An 18,405-nucleotide genomic window follows, 5' to 3' on the forward strand; every position below is an offset into this window, starting at 1 on the left:
CCAATTTGATTAAATCGGCTAGTTAGAATCTAAAGTCACCCTTTATGGCTTCTGCCTCACCCCTGTCCTGATTTACCTTCCTCCTCGGTTGTTATGACTGACCAACTGCCTCAAAGGATTAGAACGACACCCCTCCCGGCAAATGAAACTGAGCGGTTGGCAGCGTTGCATCGCTATAAGATTCTCGATACTCCCCCCGAAGCCGCATTCGATCGCATTACCACCCTGGCAGCCCGGCTGTTTGATTTTCCCATCGTCCTGATCTCACTAGTCGATGAGTCCAGAGCTTGGTTTAAGTCCTCCATTGGTTTCGATGCTTCTGAAGTGCGGCGTGATGCGACGCTTTGCAGCTTTGCCCTGTTAACAAACGAGTCTCTGATTGTTCCCGATACTCGCCAGGACGATCGCTTTGCCTGTAATCCCTTTGTGCAAAGTGAACCTGGTGTACGCTTCTATGCAGGTGCTCCCCTCCTGACTCCAGACGGCTTCAATCTCGGTACGCTCTGTTTGCTCGATACTCAACCCCATGAGCCCTTGAGCCCCAAGCAACAAGCGACTTTGGTTGACTTGGCAGCAATGGTCGTGGATGAACTGGAATTGCGATTGGCCGCTCATCAAATTGCTCAGGTCAATGCGGCGCTGCTAGAGATGACTCAAGGCGTATCGACGGTCACGGGGGATGCTTTTTTCTCGGCTCTGGTGCAGCACCTCGTCAAAGTTTTAGACACGGATTATGCCTACATCGGCTTAGTAAGAGGTGCTGAGCCCAAAATGCTGAGAACGATCGCTACCTGCGCTCATGCTCAGCTCGTAGATAACCTGGAATATCCATTGCAAGACACCCCCTGTTGGGAAGTCATTGCACAACGGAAAACTTGCTGCTACCCACGCAATGTGCAAGCTCAATTCCCCAACGCACCCCTACTGAAGCCACTTGCAGTTGAAAGCTATGTAGCGGTTCCCTGCTTTGACTCCAGCGGCACTCCCCTTGGGTTATTAGGGGTCATGGATGCCCAGCCATTAGAGCAGCCGCAACTGGCAGAATCCTTGCTAACAATTTTTGCGGATCGAGTGGTCACGGAACTAGAGCGACAGCAGATAGAAGCTGACCTGCGAGAGGCTCATGTGCAATTAGAAGCGGCTCTGAGGGCAGGAGCGATTTACACATGGCGGTGGAAGATTCCGGAAAATCTCGTCATTGTGAATCAAGCTTTCGCTCACTTGTTTGGCGCTGACCCAGTACAGGCGGCAGACGGCTTACCGCTCGAACAATTTGTACAGGCGATGCACGAAGAAGACCGCCCCCGAGTGGTCGCAGCCATTCATCAAGCCATTGAAACGGGCCAGGAATATGTCGCTGAGTACCGTGTCCACACAGCGACGGGTGAGCAGCGATGGCTGGTGGCAAGAGGTCGCGTTGAATATGGTGCGGATGGGACGCCGCTGGCTTTTCCTGGAGCACTGGCAGACATCACCGATCGGAAACAGGCTGAGGCCGCCTGGCGCGAAAGTGAAAATCGCTTGCGGTTGGCATTGGAGTCAGCCGAGCTGGGCATCTGGGACTTTAACCCGATCACAGGTGTCCTGCAATGGGACGACCAATGCAAAGCTGCCTTCGGGCTGTCACCTGAATCAGAGATTAACTACGATGTTTTCTTATCTGGGTTACATCCAGAGGATCGCGAGCGCACAGATCAAATAGTGCAGTTTGCGCTCAACCCTGAAAGTAACGGTGAGTATGATATTGAATACCGCACGATCGGCCTCGAAGATGGGGTAGCACGCTGGATTGCGGCAAAAGGGAGAGCGTTCTTCAACCCCGCAGGTATTGCCTGCCGCTTCATCGGCACCGTCCTCAACATCAGTGAGAAGAAACGGGCTGAGGCTGAACGAGAACACCTCTTGCGACGCGAACAAGCCGCCCGCGTCGCAGCTGAACAGGCGAATCGGATCAAAGATGAGTTTCTAGCGGTGCTGTCGCATGAACTGCGATCGCCCCTGAACCCGATTTTGGGGTGGACGCGGTTACTGCAAAATGGCAAACTCGATGCGACCCGGCAAGCCGAAGCCATCGCCACGATCGAGCGCAATGCCAAGCTACAATCGCAACTGATTGAAGATCTGCTTGATATTGCCCGCATTATGCAGGGCAAGCTGGCCTTAACCGCAACCCCCACCAGTTTGCTGTTCGTGATTTCTGCTGCCCTTGAAACCGTGCAGTTAGCGGCAGAAGCTAAGAGCATTGCCATCGTGCTGGACCTCACCTCGGATATCGCTCCCATTTTTGGTGATGCGGCTCGCCTCCAGCAAGTTGTGTGGAACTTGCTGACGAATGCCGTTAAGTTCACACCTAGCGGTGGACAGGTCACGGTTGAACTGAGACAAATCGGTCAATCGGCTCAAATTCAGGTAATCGACACGGGCAAGGGCATTAATCCCGATTTTCTACCGCATGTGTTTGAGTATTTTCGCCAGGAAGACGGTTCCACCACTCGTAGATTTGGGGGGCTAGGTCTGGGTCTGGCGATCGTGCGGCAAATCGTGGAACTGCACGGGGGCATGGTGAGGGCTGAGAGCGCCGGAGAGAATCAAGGGGCAACCTTCATCGTGCAATTGCCTGTCATGCCGCAAACAGCATCTATCAGTCCTCGACCCAGCCGTACCCAAACAGAAACAGAAGCACCTTTGGACAACATCCAAGTTTTACTGGTGGATGATGATACCGATACCCGTGAATTTCAGGCATTTTTGCTAGAACAAAACGGGGCGAAGGTCACAGCGGTTAGCTCTGGTTTAGCAGCGCTGGAAGTTCTAGAGCAGTCTATTCCAGATGTAATTGTCAGTGATGTGGGCATGCCGCACATGGATGGCTATATGCTGATGCAGCAACTGAGAGCCTTACCACTAGAGCGGGGTGGGCAAACTCCAGCGATCGCCCTCACTGCTTATGCGGGAGAGTTGAACTACCAGCAAGTTCTGCAAGCAGGATTTCAACAGCATCTCACCAAACCCGTTGAACCCGATAAACTCATCAAAGCAATCACAACTTTGATAGGAAGAAAGTGAGTAGGGGAATAGAAAGAACCCCAGTTTAGAGAAAGATAGTGAGTGATTACAACTCTGCTCCTGCCGGGATGAGCAGCTAAGTTGCTTGCCGCCCTGCTTGGCGGAGCGGCATTCGAATCACGAATTCAGTGCCCCTGCCAGGTGTTGAAATGCACTCTAATCTGCCCCGATGTTTTTCGGTAATGATTTGGTAGCTAATCGACATACCCATTCCAGTGCCTTTCCCCAATGGCTTGGTCGTGAAGAAGGGGTCAAAGATGCGTTTTTGCACCGCTTGCGCCATGCCCACGCCGTTGTCCGCGATCGCCACTTCTATCCAGGCAGCGTCAACCATTGATGTGCGGATGGTAATGCGGCTGGGATGGTCTTTCAGCTCTGGGTAAGTGCGCTTGGCATTGTTTTCCTCGATCGCATCAATGGCATTAACCAAGATGTTCATAAACACTTGGTTGAGCTGTCCGGCGTAGCACTCAACCAAGGGTAGCTTCGCGTAGTGTTTGATAACCTCGATTTCTGGCCGTTCGGGTCTGGCTTTGAGACGGTGTTGCAGAATCAACAGCGTGCTGTCGATGCCTTCGTGAACATCGACCGCCTTAAATTCGGCCTCATCCATCCGCGAGAAGTTGCGCAAAGAGAGAATAATTTGTCGAATGCGGTTGGTTCCTAGTTGCATCGAAGTCAGCATCTTCGGCAGGTCTTCGCGCAAAAACTCTAAATCCATCTCTTCCGCCGCCACTTGAATCTCCGGAATCGGGCGAGGATAGTGCTGCTGATACAGCTGCACAAATTCTAATAAATCCTCTGTGTACTCCTGCACGTAGGTCAGATTGCCGTGGATGAAGTTAACCGGATTGTTGATTTCGTGAGCCACTCCAGCTACCAGTTGCCCCAGGCTCGACATTTTCTCACCTTGCACCACTTGAGCCTGGGTCCGTTGCAATTCTGCCAAGGTATGTTTGAGTTCAGCCGTGCGTTCATCGACCCGCTCTTCTAAGACTTCCTTGCTATGCTCTAAAGCCGTAAACAACTCCCTCAACCGTCCTGCCATGTGGTTGAAGGAGTGGGAGAGGGTATTGAGTTCCTGAATATTGCTGGGTTCTACCGCTTGCTCTAGATTACCCGAGGCCATTGCTTCACTGGCTTGATTCAGACGCAGAATCGGCTGAACCAGCCAACGAGAGGTAAACAAGCCTATGCCAATGGCCCCCACTAAGGCACCGAAACAGAGCGCGATTGTGGTGCGGGTATTCGCATTGATTTGGGCCATGAATGCATTCTCTGGCACACTGGTGACAAGCAGCCAATCTAAACCATACTGATCGCGCCAAGGTCTCACATCGACAAAATACGGTGTTCCCTGCACGTCAAGCTGAAAGTCTGTATCTTTTGTGATGAACTGAAACCCGTTGGTGGCTTGAATGGACTGGGCGATGGTACGAACGGTGGAGTTAGAGCTCTCAATCGCTCGTACCCGCTGAATCGCTTGCTTGCTCAGGGTAAAGGTTTCTTCTTGACTAGAGGTGGCAATCAGCGTGCCATCGCGCTCCATAATAAACACTTGCCCCGATTGGCTAATCTCTAAACTGCGGAGGAAGTCACTCAGCTTGATCAGGTGAATATCAGCGGCAATCATGCCGAGCAAACGCTTTTGTGCGTCGTAGATGGGGCGACTAGCTGAGGCCGCGATGTAGGGTGTAGGCAGATTCAACGCACTAATCTTGGCCCAAATCGGTTTACCCGCAGCGATGGGTTCGGTATACCAGGGCTCCTTGAAGCTGTCCCAATCCCATCGGCCATTGACTTGAGTACGGTTGCCTTGGTTATCAACCGCGTAGTTCGTGACGTTCTTCGGGGGTGTTGCGGTCCAGTCATCAATCGTGATGGTTTTGCCATCGTAACGAGCGACTCCTAACCCCTCCCCGGTTGTTAAGCCCATCCCAATGTAGGTGAGGTCATACGCTTGCATCTGGTCCCAGAAATACTTCCCCACCGCTTCGCGATCGCGCACATCGAGCATGCCCCGACGAATCACATCAGCATTGAGTTGGTTGAGGATTTGAGGCAGGGCTAGATAAGACTTCAGACGTTCATCGACCACATCGCTGGTGCGATCCAGCAACTGTTCTGCCAAATCGTTAACCGCGCTCTGGCCGTTTTTGAAAGACAAATAACCGACAAGACCCACAGCGGCAAAAATCTGGAGGACGAAGGGAAGGACGAGAACAAATTGTAATGGAAACGTCTTATCTCTGAGGAAACGCTGACTTTTCATTATAAGCAAAGAATTTTTTATCAAGCTCTAGCCGTTTAAAAATTCCCAGGATTGCCCCACAGCTAACGCTTGACAGACCTGGCCGAAGACGCTGTACTGTCAATAGTCAAGTGGTGCTGTCACCGTTGTTTACGTACCTAGAAGTTGCAACTAATACTAGGCTGCCTGCAAATTACATAAACCCACCGTGCAAACAAATCTTCACTCTTGTTTATCATGACGTCAGTCTGACGGAGTCGCGTCGCCTTCTCGTCTTGTAGGTCCGCTGCGGCTGCTCGGTCAGTTTCGATGGTGGCGATGAGGGCGATCGCCTCTTCAAACTGCTGTTTTCGTTGCAGAAGCTTCAGCTAGGTCCAAGCTGGCGCAAGTTCAACAAATCTTTCTATGAGGGTAGAGTGCTAACAGAGTTTAGTCGTGCTTGGTAAGCATGGTGATTAACCTCTTTCACGCTCGTTAAGCAAGCATTGCTTCTTCTGGTTGTGCATTTCTTCTGGTTGTGCATTTGATAAAAAACACAATGTAACCTGCTCCAATTTTCTAAGACTAACCCAGACTCTGTATTCAGTCGGCAGACAAGTAATACAAACTTCAATATCCGTCTCCGACAAACTTACTGCCGTACTGAAAGCTTCCTGTCTTTGAGCAGCATCGAACTTTTTATAGAAGCTGTACAGCTCCTTACCAGAGGCAATACCTTCCTGAAGTACACCTTCATGCCAAAAGGAAAAAGTTGAAACGACCTCATGAGACAAGACGAGAGGATACATAGAAGGACCTTTGAGTTGTAAGAATCTCTTCAACAGGCTCTCAATATTTTACGTGGTTGATGTTGCAAATTGTTAGTATTATCTACGTATTCTGACCTAGAAGAGGTTTTTAAGGGTTTGGCCCAACATTTGCTGAAGTCGAGCGATTGCGACAGCCGCACCTAAGAAGCCCTAAGACTCCGGCTCATATTCATGGGTGAGTTGCTTCAAGTAAAAGCGTGTGGCAAGCGATCGCTTGGGACTAGTAGGGGTCAGGACTCACAGCTTTAGACGAACTGCTTGGACCCAGATGAGTAGTGTAGGGATACCGCTACGGGTAATTCAAGAGATATCCAGGCGTCGCAGCTTGCAGGCACTCTAGCGATATCTAGAGATATCGGACCTGCAACTAGAGGAGGCGATTGCGGTTCTAAGCTTCTGACGCATTGGTGTGATGGTCTTTTGGGCTAATAGCCCTTACCATTAGTTGGGCACACTAAGCCATCGAATTAGTTCATCTAGGGTGCTGCAACAATTCAGCCGCAATATATCATCTAGTTCTTCAGCAGTTAACTCTCTTGAGAGTTTTAAGCGCATCCAGGCAGCGAACTCTGGCGACCATTCCCAACTCCCCTCGTTGTGAGCACTCAGTTGCCAAGTAGCCTCTAAGGGTGGTTCAACCCAAGCAGTAGAATCTGTGGTATTCATGGGGCTTTGCATTGAGCTGCATCTCTGGTGAATTCAGCGATCGCTTCAAGTAATTCATCAATACTGAAGGGTTTGGCCAAAAACTTCTGAAACCCGCACGATAGTGCCTCTTGATTGTAAGCAGGTTCTGAAAAGGGAGTACTGTGTCCAGTCATCCCGATTGCGGGGATTAGCTTGGATGAACTCAATGGAAGTTTTCTAATCATGTCGAGCAGAGCATAACCGTTGCCATCGGGTAACTGGAGATCACTAATCAGAATATCTGGGTGAACCTCTTCCGCCATTTTGAGAGCTGCTTTCACTGTTGTTGCTGTAGCGACTGTGGCTCCCATGTGAGTTAAAAACAAATCGAATATCGCTGAGGTGTCTGGGTCATCTTCAACCAAGAGAATTGAAATGCCCCTCAAGCGTGACTTGATGTCTGGCTCTTCACTCATCCTATTTCGTTGCATCAGTTATCCCCCTCACACCACTGAGTTTAAGGTCCAGCCTCTTGATACTTAACGGAAGGAATATTTACCGCATAAGATAATTACTTATAATTTTCCCAAATAAAATGAAGCATTACTAAAAAGTAAGTAATATCAATCATTTTTACTTTTTGTATCTGATTACACCACTCCAACTGTCCTGACGTTGTGCTTCGGGTAAAGCCAGCAAGTTTAAGTGGTTTTCTGAGGAACGGTAGCCATTGAAAAGTGGTGCGGCCTTGACCTGAAGTTTCTCTGACTATTTTCTTAAGTGCTCATGGTCACAGAGCTAGCAATTACGCTACCTCATCTCCTAGCTTTTGCTTCTTAGAGGTGGAGTTGGAGGGGGCGATCGCACTCTGGAAATCTGATCACTGAGCTATGTAAACTGTGCAACATGCAAAGGCTCAAAAGCTGTAACTTTGACCCAGGCTTTAGCTTTGCCCTTCACCCGTAAGCAGTGACATGCCAGATGCCCCGATTTCTGAACCGAGCCCAGCGATAAGAGTCTTGTTAGTTGAGGATGATGACTTTAATCGATTACTACTGAATGACTACCTCACTCATCAAGGCTATCAAGTGGTGAGTTTGGCAGAGGGCAGTAGCTTTTTCTCAACTCTGGCTCAGTTTCAGCCGCATGTGGTTTTACTAGACTTGAAGTTACCCGACATCAGTGGCTACCAACTAATGGAAGCACTGCGACAGAACATAGAGTTTCAGCATATCCCTGTCATTGTCTTTACAGCATTCGCCTTTCGAGCCGATCGCCAACGAGCCCTGCAATTGGGAGTGCAGGGTTATTTTGTCAAGCCGAGCCACCCAGAAGAGCTAGTCGCTGCAATTGAAAAAGTTTGTGGTAGATAGTCCTTTCGCCATTAAGAGGGGCTCAGTTCTAGTCTTGGTCTCGTTTTTGTTTTTCGGCAGTAATGAAGTTATCAATAACTTGAGTTAGCTCTTGGATGCTTTGTCGGGTCGATTCGAGCTGTTGCTCTAGGTTTACGACCAAAAGCGTAACTGTTTGGAGTCGGTTGAGGCCAACTTCAAGCGCATCTTTAACCTGGGCCTCAAACTCATCGAGGTTCATAAAGATATCTAATGAGATTTTCTAAGGTTCCCTTCGTCTAGGTATAGATTACTACATACACTGAGTAGCTTGGAATCACAATAAAAATTCCAGCCTTACAGCTTTTGGATTTCAAAAATTGCGAATCTTACTAGTAGGTTTTAGACAAGTGCTCGCCCCTGGTTGAGTTGTAGAAGAGGCGATCGGGTTATGCTGCCTTAGCTCGGCTCCTCTTCCATCATGTAGCGGAGCAGATTGAGCAACTTTGCTGATGAGTATCTTAAGTAGCTCAATCGATACTGAAGTTTACTAACAAAGCCATAACGCCTAACGGTTACGGGGGTTTGCTCATGAATGGGGTGGTCAATCTTGCCTTAGGTCGAGGCTATCTTCTCAAAACTGCCACGATTCAGAATGAAACTGTTTATTGGGTTGAAAACCCTTATTTCACGAGCCTACCTTACCTCTGCTTAGAAGACTTGGCGTCATTTCTGCACACATTGCCCCTCTTGCCCAATCCTGAAGACACTCTGACTTAGCTTAATCTCGCCAAAACTCTGTCACCTCAACTCGTTGCTGCCGATCGCGCTGGTGACGCGAAACCTAAGCCCAGCTTTGATGTTCTGGAAATTTTGGATTTTGAGCAGAGTAATAATAAGACCAGTAAAATGCAATTACTTATTCCATAAACGAGCTCATCAATATCTACCCTGGGGAGGTGGTGGCATCTTTAGAGGTAAGGAGAAGCTAATTAAATAAAACCGTTTTCTTCCCTATGTTGAGCGACACTAGCGCCACCAAATCATTTCATGAACAACAAAAAGTGTTCCTAGCTCAGTTTATTAAGGGCGGTGTGGAATACTCACTAGCTTTACAAGCTGCCGAGATTTTGGCCGCAGAAAAACCAGAAGAACTTTTAACGGATACAGAAAAAGGGCTGGTGAATGAGGCTTGCCGACTCTGGTTAGGCCATCGTAATGGGATGAACAAAATTAAGCATGCAATTGCCTGCATCTCCACAAATTTAGGTTTTTAGACGCTGTATCCAGCATTTTGATTAGCTCAACATTTGCCTGAGCCGTGCGCTCCGGAAAGCTTGATTGCGCAACTCATGGGGAAAGTTAGAGGGGCGATCGCCCTTTCTGCTAGCCAAGCCATTATTCGTCACTGATATTTCTACAGCCATAAGGAATAAATATTTCTGTTGGTAGTTTTCATCTATGCCACTCAACGTAGAAAATATAGCAATTCCCTACAAGCTTTCCCATTTTCATGAGCACCAAGACACAAGTTGTTCTTTACTCCATCTACATTGAGCAAAGTGCTGTTGTGCTTTACCTTGACAATGAGTCAGATTATGGAACAGGCCGTTTTGTCTCTAGCCAAGCAGACTACCAAGTAGCCTACAATTTTGCTCTAGAACTAGCCCAGCAGAAGGGGCTTAAGTTGATCAACTACGTAGAAGAATTTAGCTGATACTTCGGACTTAAGTATCTCAATACCAAAAGAAGCAGCCTCAATCTAGTGATCGAGGCTGCTTCTGAAATATTAAATGCCAGCCAACGGCTTTAATATGCGCTTTGGGTACTAAATGCTAGCTGACGGCTTTTATACCTCTTATCCTCTCAGAGGAAACCCTTGGTGCCTATGGGGGAATGTACCCGCTTATTTGTCGCCTCAGTCATTCATTAACGGCGCAGTGACAGGGTAATACTGGTTTAGCCAAAGGTTTATTAGGTGTAGTGTGATACAAAACAAAGTAAAATCAAGTTCCAAAAGGTAAGCGATCGCTCCTCGAGGTAGAAGAGGGGGCGGTCGTTTTTTTAATGGCCCCGGCTCCGTACGGGTTCGACAGGGCCGGGGTGGGGTGTGAGAACTAAGATAGGTAGTGGGGGCGCGATCGTTGGCCTTGCGAAGTCTTGATGAGTTTTGCACATACCTCAATCAACTCAGGAAGATCGACTGGCTTGACCAGAAAATGCCGAAAACCTGCTGTGAGTGCCTTTTGCTTAGTTCTAGGGTCTCCAAATGCTGTCAGGGCTAATGCGGGTATCTGCCCTCCTTGCTCTGGAGGTAACCCTCTAATACAACGTATGAGGCCGTGACCATCCATCCCAGGCATGGAAATATCACTGACTACTAAATCAGGCTGCCTTGCAGATAGAAGGCTCAAGGCTTCCAGAGCTGAGGTTGTTGCTATCACCTCGGCACCGTAAAAAGTCAAGACAACGTCCATAATCTCTAAGACAGACTTCTCATCGTCTACGACCAGGATCGTGGAGCCCTGAAACTTCAGGTTGTCAGCAGCCAAAATATTGTCCCCAGTTCTCAAGCAACGTTATCTCGATAACAACTTGCTACCAAATTGAATGCACTTTTTTCTGCTAAAAGAACAGGGGTAGCGTTAAAGAAAATGATAAAAGTACTGAGGTCACCATACGCCTGTTAGCACATCAATTTTAACTAAGTGTGCAGCTTCCAGTTTTAAGTTCCTGTAGCCATGGGCACAACGTTCAAAGCCCGAAATTAGTCTCTATACCGTCTTTGCCACTGACGTAGCAGGAACTAATGCAGCCACATGTAGAGTTCTTAAGCTGACCCACACCTTATACTCATGTCTCACGCAAGTGATGCGAACATGAGCCCCATGCTCTTCCATGGCAATCCCCAAGGCAAAAGCTTTTTGCCTATCTTCAGCCTTGTATGTACCCGAAAGGCGGTAGATTTCCATATCAGAGCACATGCCTTCGCAAACTTCGTTCTGATACCAGAACTTAAAAGGTTGAACGAGGTCATGTGATAGCACTAGGGGATACATGCAATGCCTAAACGCGATAGCTTTACTCTTTACTAAGTTTTGACAGTACTGCGTAGTAAATAACACATTTACCTAAAAGCTTAGTTTTGAGAGCGAAAAAACACTGACGATGTAATATTCGATTTAGTAAAATACATAACAGGTATTGATACATACCCTAGAACACTAGCTGTCGAAATAGAAGTGCTTAAATCGGCAAACCAGTAGTTATCAAATTATTAGTTTTTTCTAACAGCAGCCCCGCCAGTTCATAGCGAAGCTTTTTTGTCAGGTAAGGTGTCGGTTGCTGTGACCTCACCCTCAATGGTAGGGAGGCGATCGCCCACGGTCGCGACATCCTCACCTAGGTATTGCCCGATCGCTTCATAGATTAATTCATAGATTAATTCTGTTTGGCTCAATCCTGTGGTTTTTGACAAAGCTTTGAGTTTGCTCACTCATACCTCAGGCACTCTACTCTAGTCCCAATCATCTGCTTTGGTATTTCTGAGCGCCTTGAAAGCACTGCTAGCATCGATGCCTCAAGCTTGGCCAAATATTTTTGGGTCAAGGTGTAAGCAACGCTAACAGCGCTAACGAATTAAGTAAAACTGACCCCGGCGAAATTGCAAAATTGTTTGAGGCACTGGAAGGCGATCGCGATCGCGCCCTCTTTGGCATCTGCCTCTATAGAACCCATTTGAGATCTCAAGGAGAGGCTGTAAGCCGCTTGAGCATTAGCCTGACAAAGCAGAGGTTAATCTTAGTTGTTGCATGAGACAGAGTTCGCTCAAAGCTCTTTACTAGACTTTTACAACGCTCCATCCAAGCATTGGATCGTTCTATCGCCCATCGAGCCACCGCAGGCACTTCGCCACTGAATGCACGTGCCAGTAGACAGTTGAGTAGGGAGGCAAGTATGAAGGCAAGTCTTCCCAGTTACAACCGTTTTCAAGAACTAAAACTACAACCCCAGCGTACTATTTCCCTGATGTTGAAAGGGTAATACCAATCATCATGGTGCTTTGATTGGGGATGAGATTCCTTAGCGTACGATTTTTTACAAATTCTCGCGTGCCCCCTAGTTGTACTCTCCAGGAAGATCAGTTTTTCTAACAGTAACGCTGCCAACTTTCTGACCTGACATTCTCAATAATTCATCCCCTGAAAATTCAAAACCAAGCTTTAGTGCTATTCGCGCAACATCATCTGCAGTTGATGCTGCGAGCACCTCGTTTTTAAGTTCAGGTTCAGACTGCATTTTCCTTAAAAATGCTTCGATTTGCTCAAAAGCCATATCTAAAATTTGATCCTCGCTAGCTACTCGTAATATAAAGAAAAACAGCAGTATATTCTTTAAGACTAGCAGCACAAGGGTATCAAGATTCGGGGGGAAAGGTGATTATCGCGCCACCCTCAGAAACCTGATATTCTCCCATTCGTAATTTTGGTACTGGTCATTGGTTCCTTTGCCCTGGCATGGGTTGACGAGGATGCCGTCTAACCCTGCGTTGGAACGGCGGAATAAGGGCGATTGGCTATGATGCGGAAATTGATTGCCGCCGTTCAACTACAACGTTATCCCGCAAAGCCCATGCCCAACTCGGAAACCGTCAAATTGCAGATCCGCTCGGCGTTCGCGAGCGTCGAGTTCCCGGGCGATTGGTGCCTACGCGGCAGCAACGAAGGTGACGAGCCATTCCTGCTTGAGCAGGAGTTCAAAGGCAAGACCGATTGGCAATCGCTCGACCCAGCCTTCATTGATCGCGCGCCGGACGGATATGGGTCTGCCCTCAGCTTCTTCTCAGACGAAGCTTTTCGGTTCTATCTGCCGGCATACATGATCGCGGATATTGATGGCAAGCTGGACATGCACGACCCCGTTTTCCACCTGACGCACGGCCTGACGGACGAGAGAAGAGGCGAACGCGTTAACCCGCGCCGTTACGGAGAACGGACGTGGTTCGACGAGAAGAGACACAAGTTCACAGTGTTCGATCGTGAACAGGCGCGCGCGATCGTGAGCTATTTGGAGCTGAAGCGCGAGACCGACGAGTTTCAACGCGACGAGATTGATCAGGCGATCGCAAATTACTGGTCGGGGCGCGCGGAAGCCAGTGCGGGATAACCACGCACTGCAACGGACCGAGCGGGCGGAACGGTCCCTGTTGCAATAACCGTCGAGGAGCCGCTTTAGTCTAAAGACCAAGAATGAGGTTGGTGAGATGTAGATGGACATGGCCAAGCCAAAGTTTTAACATCCGACGAAATTGCAAAATTGTTTGAGGCATTGGAAGGCGATCGCGATCGTGCTCTCTTTGGCATCTGCCTCTACACTGGATGCCGCATTAGCGAAGCCTGCACGATGCTCACAACGGATGCTTACGATGCTGCTGGGGTCAGAGCCAAGATGACGCTCCGCAAGGCCAACACAAAGGGCAAGCAGGAGACGCGCCAGATTCCGGTCAATTCGGTTCTCAAGGAATACCTGGAGACGTACCGCGCCGGGGCGGGCAAGCAGTACCTCTTCCCCGGACGGCACGGGCGCGGGCACATCAATCCTAAGTCGGCAGATGAGATTTTGCGGGAGACGTGCGATCGCTTGGGGCTGGTGGGAGTGAGTACTCACAGTTTTAGACGAACTGCTCTAACCCGGATGAGTAGTGCCGGAGTGCCATTACGAGTCATTCAGGAGATATCAGGACACCGTAGCTTGCAGGCCCTCCAACGCTATCTGGAGGGGGCGATCGCGTCTCTGAGCTTCTGAGTTTCTAAGGGCGATCACTTCGTTATTAGGTTAACCACTCTCGGACTATTTGCTCAGGGGCGATCTTGTCAGCAAGTCTTGGAGGTGATTATGCCTGCTTAGAACTCCACTCTCTTTGAGCCTAACCTTCCAAGTCCTGTGCTAACTTCCACTAGGCCCAGGCGAGCACCTTCCTAGCTCAGCTTTTTGTTCTTCAAACGCACCCCCTAGGTGTCCGGGAGCCTACATTAATCCGATTCATCCCAGCCAGATTCAGGAGCGCGCTATCATAGCGAACCACCTGGCGGTTAACTTTGTATCCTCGTCGGACGGATAAAGCTTTACTGGGACCAAAACTTGCAAAAGATTCTCCTGCACTCCGCACAGAAGCGCCCTGGAGGGTTTGGACTGCACGGCCACTAACGGTGTTGCCGTTAGCCTGTCCCTTGACACAAATCGCTTCTCCATCCACATAAGAAAAAACTCCAGACACGTTATTCCCCTGCTTGCGGAAGTGGAACACGATGCCGCCATTGGCTAAGAGGGTTTCGTCGGAAACGATGCTCTGATTGGTCGTTCCATTCCAATAACGATAATTGCCGTCAGCTAGAGCTTGGATGGTTTTTGTCGGTGCATTGACTGGCGCTAAAACGTCTGCCCGGCTAATTAGCATGACCGTCTCACTTTTCCCGCAGTCGAGATTTCCCTGGCAGGCTTCTGCGAGGATATTACCCGATTCGTAGGTGAGACGTACCCGTTTGCCCACTAGCTGTTGTTCACAAATGTTGAATTCGGCAAATTCGGTTGAGGTTTTTCCACTATCGTCTTTTAGCTCTACATAACAGGCCCGGTCACCAGCGGTGAGGCGTTGAATCGTGGCGATAGGGGGTTGGCTGGCGGTGGCGGTAGAACCCAGTGCTCTGACCAGCAGGATGCTGGCAATGACCGTTGCAGAAACCCACTGACGTTTTGAAAATAATCTCATGGTAGAAGTCCTAATAATTGTTAAATCGTCGGTCAAATTAGCGAGAGCGGCTGTTGTTGCTGGATAGTGTGGTGCACTCATGCCCATCATTCCAGGCCACCTTACACGCCGCCAGGGCTTGAATTTCCACTGTTGTCAGCGCTGCCAGCTTTGTTGAATTTATTGGGGTAATATTTGGCTAGCCAAGCATCATCGAATTGATATCGAACATGTGATTGGCACCATCATCAATGGTGACCAGACTATTCAGTGCTCAAGTAATGGGCAACCGCAGTGAGAATATGCTGGAGATGCGTTGTTCAACTTGAATCCGATCACTAGGCCTGACCTTACCACTAATTGCAACAATACCGCCTTGATCGTCGATGCGTTCAAGATCATTATCTAGGGGTATGGTTAAACTCAGCGGAGTGGGGGACTGCTCCGCTGAGTTTAACCATATCTGTAATGCGCTAGGGAAAAACGGTTTTGGGTTCAGGTGCATGTCCTAAATAGAGGTAAGCTGCTGCTCTGAGAACAATCTGAGAGTAGAGGATTTTTTGAATTTCTAAACTGGGCACTCGACTGGCCGCCGCCTTGTAAGCTGTGATTTCCCCGCCCAGGGTCCAATCACTCCCGGTTAAGTAGTGGTCATAGTCGTGCATGACAAGAAAGGCAAATCCATAAAATGGGTTTGAGTAAATAGAATTGTCGTATCCCTCCTCAGCAGATACCCACAGATGATCATTTTCAATATCCATAAACATCTCGGCAACCTGTTGATAGCGTAGGTCATCCGAGAATTGAGCATTGAGTGGAGTTTGTCTGAATTGTTGCATCAGCCAATCACACAGCTCCGCTTGGGTTTGCTCCAAAATCTGAGCAGGTTTTCCTTCTAAATAGAGTTTGGCGAGCTTTTCAACTTTGGAGGTAGTTTTATCTAGAGAAACCGTGGGCCGATCCCAAGCTTGGGCGTGTGGTTTAGGAGAGGAAGTTGCCAGGGCTGCATTTAACGGCGATGAAGTCATCCTGTTGCCTCAGATTAATCAACTTTTGTTAGGTTAAATACGGAATCCGCAGAAGTCGTGAGCCTGGTGAATGAAAGCAACCGTTGAGCAACTTGCATCCATTTCCATCTTTGCCCAGCTACAGTCAGAGCAACTTGCAAGTCTACAGCCCCACACGGTGGTTCAAACCTATCAAGTCGGGGAAATCATCTCTCACGAGGGCGATCGCCTGCCCCCTCGCCTCTATGCTCTGATTCAGGGACTGTTGCGAGTTTCAAAAACAGCAGCGAGTGGGAAAGAAACGATTCTGCGAACCTTGACGAGTGGCGATATCTTTGCGGCTCCTGCTCTCTTTGGTAATGGCATTGCTCCTGCCACTGTGATGGCTGAGGCTCAAGCTCAAGTGCTGATGGTGGACCGGGAAGCGCTGTTGGCAGTGATCCAAGCGAGCCCAGAAATGGCGCTACAGATGATGGCTGTTTTGAATCAGCGGCTTCAGCAGTTGCATGAAGTCGTGCATGGGCTCGTTTCAGAACGGGCGATCGTGCGCTTAGCTCGCCTGATCGAATATTCAGCGACAGAGCAGGGCACAGAAACGACTGCACAGGGAGCTTGCCTCACCTTGCGCCTTGCTCACTACCAGATTGCTCGCAGCATCGGCATCACCTACGAAGAGTGTGTGCGGCTCTTCAGGCAATTGCACTCAGTTGTTGCTTACAGCCGAGGTGGGAAAATTACTATCTTAGATTGGGAAAGGCTGGATGCGATCGCCCAAGGCACGATAGAAGCAGATTCGCTCCCTGTTACCCCCAGCAAAAAATAGACCACTAACCTGCATCCGAAAGTGTTAGCAGAAACGCCAGGTTTGCTGATGCCTTTAATGCATGAGGCGCATTAGCAGGCATCCACACAAATACACCCGGTTCTAGGTGAATATCTTGTCCTGTTAATCTCAGCGTTCCTTGCCCTTCCAGTACTTGAACCACGGCGTTGCGAGCTGAGCTATGTTCCGCAATCTCAGTGCCTGCGGCTAGAGACAAGAGAGTGTATTGGCAATGAGGAAGTTTGAGTAACACTTGGCTGAGGATTCCTGTGTCAGGATACTCCAGTTTGTCTTTGAGTTGAGCCGTCAGCGATGAGGGAGTCTGCATTGTCGTAGTCATCGTTTGTCTCCTAATTTAGTTCCGTTCTGCACACAAAATGAGATAACCTAACTCCTGTTCGTACTGCTTGAACACTCGCCGCATGGACAGCAGGCGATCGCGCAATTGAGGACGAGTAAGGACATTCCAGAAGAATTTGATTGCATTGACCAGTCCTTCGTCTTGAATGATTCGGGCTGGGTTGAGCAGTCCCATCGCTCCCACCTGATGTTGTAAAACTTGTAATCCGGCTGTTTCGCAAGCTGCAATCCAGTGGGCCTCAGATAACGGAGTTGAGTTGGCTCGAAGCGTGGCTGCCAATGCTTGATGAATTTCTACTTCCCGATTGTGGGCTAACAACTCATGAGAGAGGAACTTCCCTCCTGGCTTGAGGCGATCGCCAATACTCTGCAAGATTTTGGCGATCGCCTCAAGCCGATTGCATGGTGAGAATGGCTTCTGCCAGCACGTAGTCAAACTGTCCTGGAACTTGCTCTAGATGGAAAATATCGCCCTCAATCACCTGCACTTGTTCTGCCAACCCAGCGGCTTGAATATTGGCACGAGCACGGGCCACACTTTCAGGGTTCTTTTCGATCCCTACCACCCGAACCCCATATTGTTTGGCGAGGGCGATCGCGCTATTGCCAAAACTGGCCGCCAACTCTAAAACCGTTTCCCCCGGTTGGAATTGAGCCCACTGAAACAATTGCTCAGTGGCAGCTTTACCACCCGGTCGCAGAATCTTCTTTCCAGCCCTTGCCATCACCTGATGTCCAGGAGCCGTTGCAAAATTGATGGTTGATTGAGACATGGCTTTATCCTCCAGTCCAGATGTTTCTACTTTGTCAAACTACGTACCAGAGAGATATGAGCTACCTCATGAAGTGTCAACGAAATCTGAGGTTGAAGTACGATGGTAGCCTGAATGCCAGAGCAGCTTAACCAGATGAGAGCCAATGACCGTAATCACAAGATGCCTCCCCCTGCACCCAACCAGATCTCGGTTTATGAGGTAGCTCATATTATTGCTGAGAACAATTTGGCAAAGTGAGAGTCACTCACCGATTTGCTTGCCTCTTTTTACTGACCTCTCTAGGAAGGCGGCAATTCTATTCCTATCCGTTGCGGTGGAAACTTTGGAGGATCTGGACCATGATACGAATGCTCGTTGACTTCTTAGAGGCGCTGCTCAACACCTGTTATCGGGGTCGCGATCGCATCTTTGCGCGATTTTTTGTCCTCGAAACGGTGGCTCGGGTGCCCTATTTCGCCTACACCTCGGTCTTGCATTTGTATGAAACGATGGGCTGGTGGCGCAAATCTGACTGGCTGAAAGTGCATTTTGCTGAGTCCTGGAATGAACTGCACCATCTCCTGATTGCCGAATCTCTCGGTGGCAACGACCACTGGTACGATCGCTC

At 49.0% G+C, this 18,405-nt stretch carries 21 protein-coding genes and 1 pseudogene; 9 read left to right on the top strand and 13 right to left on the bottom strand.

What is annotated here, in order from left to right; genetic code table 11:
• Positions 1 to 93: 93 nt before the first annotated feature.
• Positions 94 to 3,066 carry an ATP-binding protein gene (locus tag H6F90_RS30715; protein ID WP_190553141.1) on the top strand — a complete coding sequence of 991 codons (2,973 nt, stop codon included), beginning with the start codon at positions 94 to 96 and terminating at the stop codon, positions 3,064 to 3,066.
• Between the two features lie 76 nt (positions 3,067 to 3,142).
• Here the strand turns inward: H6F90_RS30715 and H6F90_RS14540 are convergent, their stop codons facing one another.
• The 4 genes from H6F90_RS14540 to H6F90_RS14555 all read right to left on the bottom strand — a co-directional run bounded on the left by H6F90_RS14540 (position 3,143) and on the right by H6F90_RS14555 (position 7,244).
• A complete protein-coding gene (locus H6F90_RS14540) occupies positions 3,143 to 5,338 on the bottom strand; it encodes an ATP-binding protein (RefSeq protein ID WP_190553142.1) in 2,196 nt (731 codons plus the stop codon).
• Positions 5,339 to 5,772: 434 nt separating this feature from the next.
• A complete protein-coding gene (locus H6F90_RS14545) occupies positions 5,773 to 6,105 on the bottom strand; it encodes a hypothetical protein (protein ID WP_190553143.1) in 333 nt (110 codons plus the stop codon).
• Between the two features lie 462 nt (positions 6,106 to 6,567).
• Positions 6,568 to 6,792 (bottom strand): hypothetical protein, encoded by a 225-nt coding sequence (locus tag H6F90_RS14550; RefSeq protein WP_190553144.1) that lies wholly within the window; start codon positions 6,790 to 6,792, stop codon positions 6,568 to 6,570.
• The gene (locus H6F90_RS14555; RefSeq protein WP_190553145.1) at positions 6,789 to 7,244 is read right to left on the bottom strand and encodes a response regulator; all 456 of its coding nucleotides are present in this window, start codon (positions 7,242 to 7,244) and stop codon (positions 6,789 to 6,791) included. The genes H6F90_RS14550 and H6F90_RS14555 overlap by 4 nt, the downstream gene beginning before the upstream one ends.
• Positions 7,245 to 7,727: 483 nt before the next feature.
• On the opposite strand from H6F90_RS14555, the gene H6F90_RS14560 reads away from it, so the two are divergent.
• The gene (locus H6F90_RS14560; RefSeq protein WP_190553146.1) at positions 7,728 to 8,126 is read left to right on the top strand and encodes a response regulator; all 399 of its coding nucleotides are present in this window, start codon (positions 7,728 to 7,730) and stop codon (positions 8,124 to 8,126) included.
• Between the two features lie 28 nt (positions 8,127 to 8,154).
• On the opposite strand, the gene H6F90_RS14565 is transcribed toward H6F90_RS14560, so the two are convergent.
• Positions 8,155 to 8,346: a hypothetical protein gene (locus H6F90_RS14565; protein WP_190553147.1), complete on the bottom strand. Its 192-nt coding sequence runs from the start codon at positions 8,344 to 8,346 to the stop codon at positions 8,155 to 8,157.
• Positions 8,347 to 8,675: 329 nt separating this feature from the next.
• On the opposite strand from H6F90_RS14565, the gene H6F90_RS14570 reads away from it, so the two are divergent.
• From H6F90_RS14570 to H6F90_RS14580, 3 genes are all read left to right on the top strand, one after another.
• The gene (locus tag H6F90_RS14570) at positions 8,676 to 8,864 is read left to right on the top strand and encodes a hypothetical protein (RefSeq protein WP_190553148.1); all 189 of its coding nucleotides are present in this window, start codon (positions 8,676 to 8,678) and stop codon (positions 8,862 to 8,864) included.
• A gap of 236 nt (positions 8,865 to 9,100) precedes the next feature.
• Entirely contained in the window at positions 9,101 to 9,361 is a 261-nt protein-coding gene (locus tag H6F90_RS14575) for a hypothetical protein (RefSeq protein ID WP_190553149.1), read from the top strand.
• Positions 9,362 to 9,597: 236 nt separating this feature from the next.
• Positions 9,598 to 9,801 (top strand): hypothetical protein, encoded by a 204-nt coding sequence (locus tag H6F90_RS14580; RefSeq protein ID WP_190553150.1) that lies wholly within the window; start codon positions 9,598 to 9,600, stop codon positions 9,799 to 9,801.
• A 400-nt stretch (positions 9,802 to 10,201) separates the two neighbouring features.
• Here the strand turns inward: H6F90_RS14580 and H6F90_RS14585 are convergent, their stop codons facing one another.
• The 3 genes from H6F90_RS14585 to H6F90_RS14600 all read right to left on the bottom strand — a co-directional run bounded on the left by H6F90_RS14585 (position 10,202) and on the right by H6F90_RS14600 (position 12,419).
• A complete protein-coding gene (locus tag H6F90_RS14585; RefSeq protein ID WP_190553151.1) occupies positions 10,202 to 10,657 on the bottom strand; it encodes a response regulator in 456 nt (151 codons plus the stop codon).
• 734 nt (positions 10,658 to 11,391) lie between these two features.
• A complete protein-coding gene (locus H6F90_RS14590) occupies positions 11,392 to 11,580 on the bottom strand; it encodes a hypothetical protein (RefSeq protein ID WP_190553152.1) in 189 nt (62 codons plus the stop codon).
• A 623-nt stretch (positions 11,581 to 12,203) separates the two neighbouring features.
• Positions 12,204 to 12,419 carry a Nif11-like leader peptide family natural product precursor gene (locus tag H6F90_RS14600; RefSeq protein ID WP_190553153.1) on the bottom strand — a complete coding sequence of 72 codons (216 nt, stop codon included), beginning with the start codon at positions 12,417 to 12,419 and terminating at the stop codon, positions 12,204 to 12,206.
• A 297-nt stretch (positions 12,420 to 12,716) separates the two neighbouring features.
• Here H6F90_RS14600 and H6F90_RS14605 point away from each other — a divergent pair, with 297 nt between their 5' ends.
• Together H6F90_RS14605 and H6F90_RS14610 are read left to right on the top strand one after the other, a co-directional pair.
• Complete coding sequence (locus H6F90_RS14605; RefSeq protein WP_206756180.1) at positions 12,717 to 13,250, top strand: DUF6714 family protein; 534 nt, start codon at positions 12,717 to 12,719, stop codon at positions 13,248 to 13,250.
• A gap of 132 nt (positions 13,251 to 13,382) precedes the next feature.
• Positions 13,383 to 13,889, top strand: a pseudogene (locus H6F90_RS14610) (tyrosine-type recombinase/integrase); the annotation flags it as partial.
• 193 nt (positions 13,890 to 14,082) lie between these two features.
• Here H6F90_RS14610 and H6F90_RS14615 read toward each other — a convergent pair.
• Together H6F90_RS14615 and H6F90_RS14620 are read right to left on the bottom strand one after the other, a co-directional pair.
• Entirely contained in the window at positions 14,083 to 14,934 is an 852-nt protein-coding gene (locus H6F90_RS14615) for a hypothetical protein (protein WP_190553155.1), read from the bottom strand.
• A gap of 371 nt (positions 14,935 to 15,305) precedes the next feature.
• Positions 15,306 to 15,860 (bottom strand): transposase, encoded by a 555-nt coding sequence (locus H6F90_RS14620; RefSeq protein WP_199295936.1) that lies wholly within the window; start codon positions 15,858 to 15,860, stop codon positions 15,306 to 15,308.
• A gap of 70 nt (positions 15,861 to 15,930) precedes the next feature.
• On the opposite strand from H6F90_RS14620, the gene H6F90_RS14625 reads away from it, so the two are divergent.
• Entirely contained in the window at positions 15,931 to 16,662 is a 732-nt protein-coding gene (locus tag H6F90_RS14625; RefSeq protein ID WP_190553156.1) for a Crp/Fnr family transcriptional regulator, read from the top strand.
• 4 nt (positions 16,663 to 16,666) lie between these two features.
• On the opposite strand, the gene H6F90_RS14630 is transcribed toward H6F90_RS14625, so the two are convergent.
• The 3 genes from H6F90_RS14630 to H6F90_RS30725 are packed head-to-tail and all read right to left on the bottom strand — an operon-like array spanning position 16,667 to position 17,795.
• The gene (locus tag H6F90_RS14630) at positions 16,667 to 17,002 is read right to left on the bottom strand and encodes a cupin domain-containing protein (RefSeq protein ID WP_190553157.1); all 336 of its coding nucleotides are present in this window, start codon (positions 17,000 to 17,002) and stop codon (positions 16,667 to 16,669) included.
• Positions 17,003 to 17,017: 15 nt separating this feature from the next.
• Positions 17,018 to 17,458: a hypothetical protein gene (locus H6F90_RS30720; RefSeq protein WP_242024481.1), complete on the bottom strand. Its 441-nt coding sequence runs from the start codon at positions 17,456 to 17,458 to the stop codon at positions 17,018 to 17,020.
• Positions 17,412 to 17,795: a cyclopropane-fatty-acyl-phospholipid synthase family protein gene (locus H6F90_RS30725; RefSeq protein ID WP_242024482.1), complete on the bottom strand. Its 384-nt coding sequence runs from the start codon at positions 17,793 to 17,795 to the stop codon at positions 17,412 to 17,414. Before H6F90_RS30725 ends, H6F90_RS30720 begins: the two co-directional genes overlap by 47 nt.
• A 341-nt stretch (positions 17,796 to 18,136) precedes the next feature.
• Here H6F90_RS30725 and H6F90_RS14640 point away from each other — a divergent pair.
• Positions 18,137 to 18,405: alternative oxidase (locus H6F90_RS14640; protein WP_304941005.1), on the top strand; the 269-nt coding region annotated here is incomplete at its 3' end.

The sequence above is a fragment of the Trichocoleus sp. FACHB-591 genome, from assembly GCF_014695845.1.
Lineage (GTDB): Bacteria > Cyanobacteriota > Cyanobacteriia > FACHB-46 > FACHB-46 > Trichocoleus.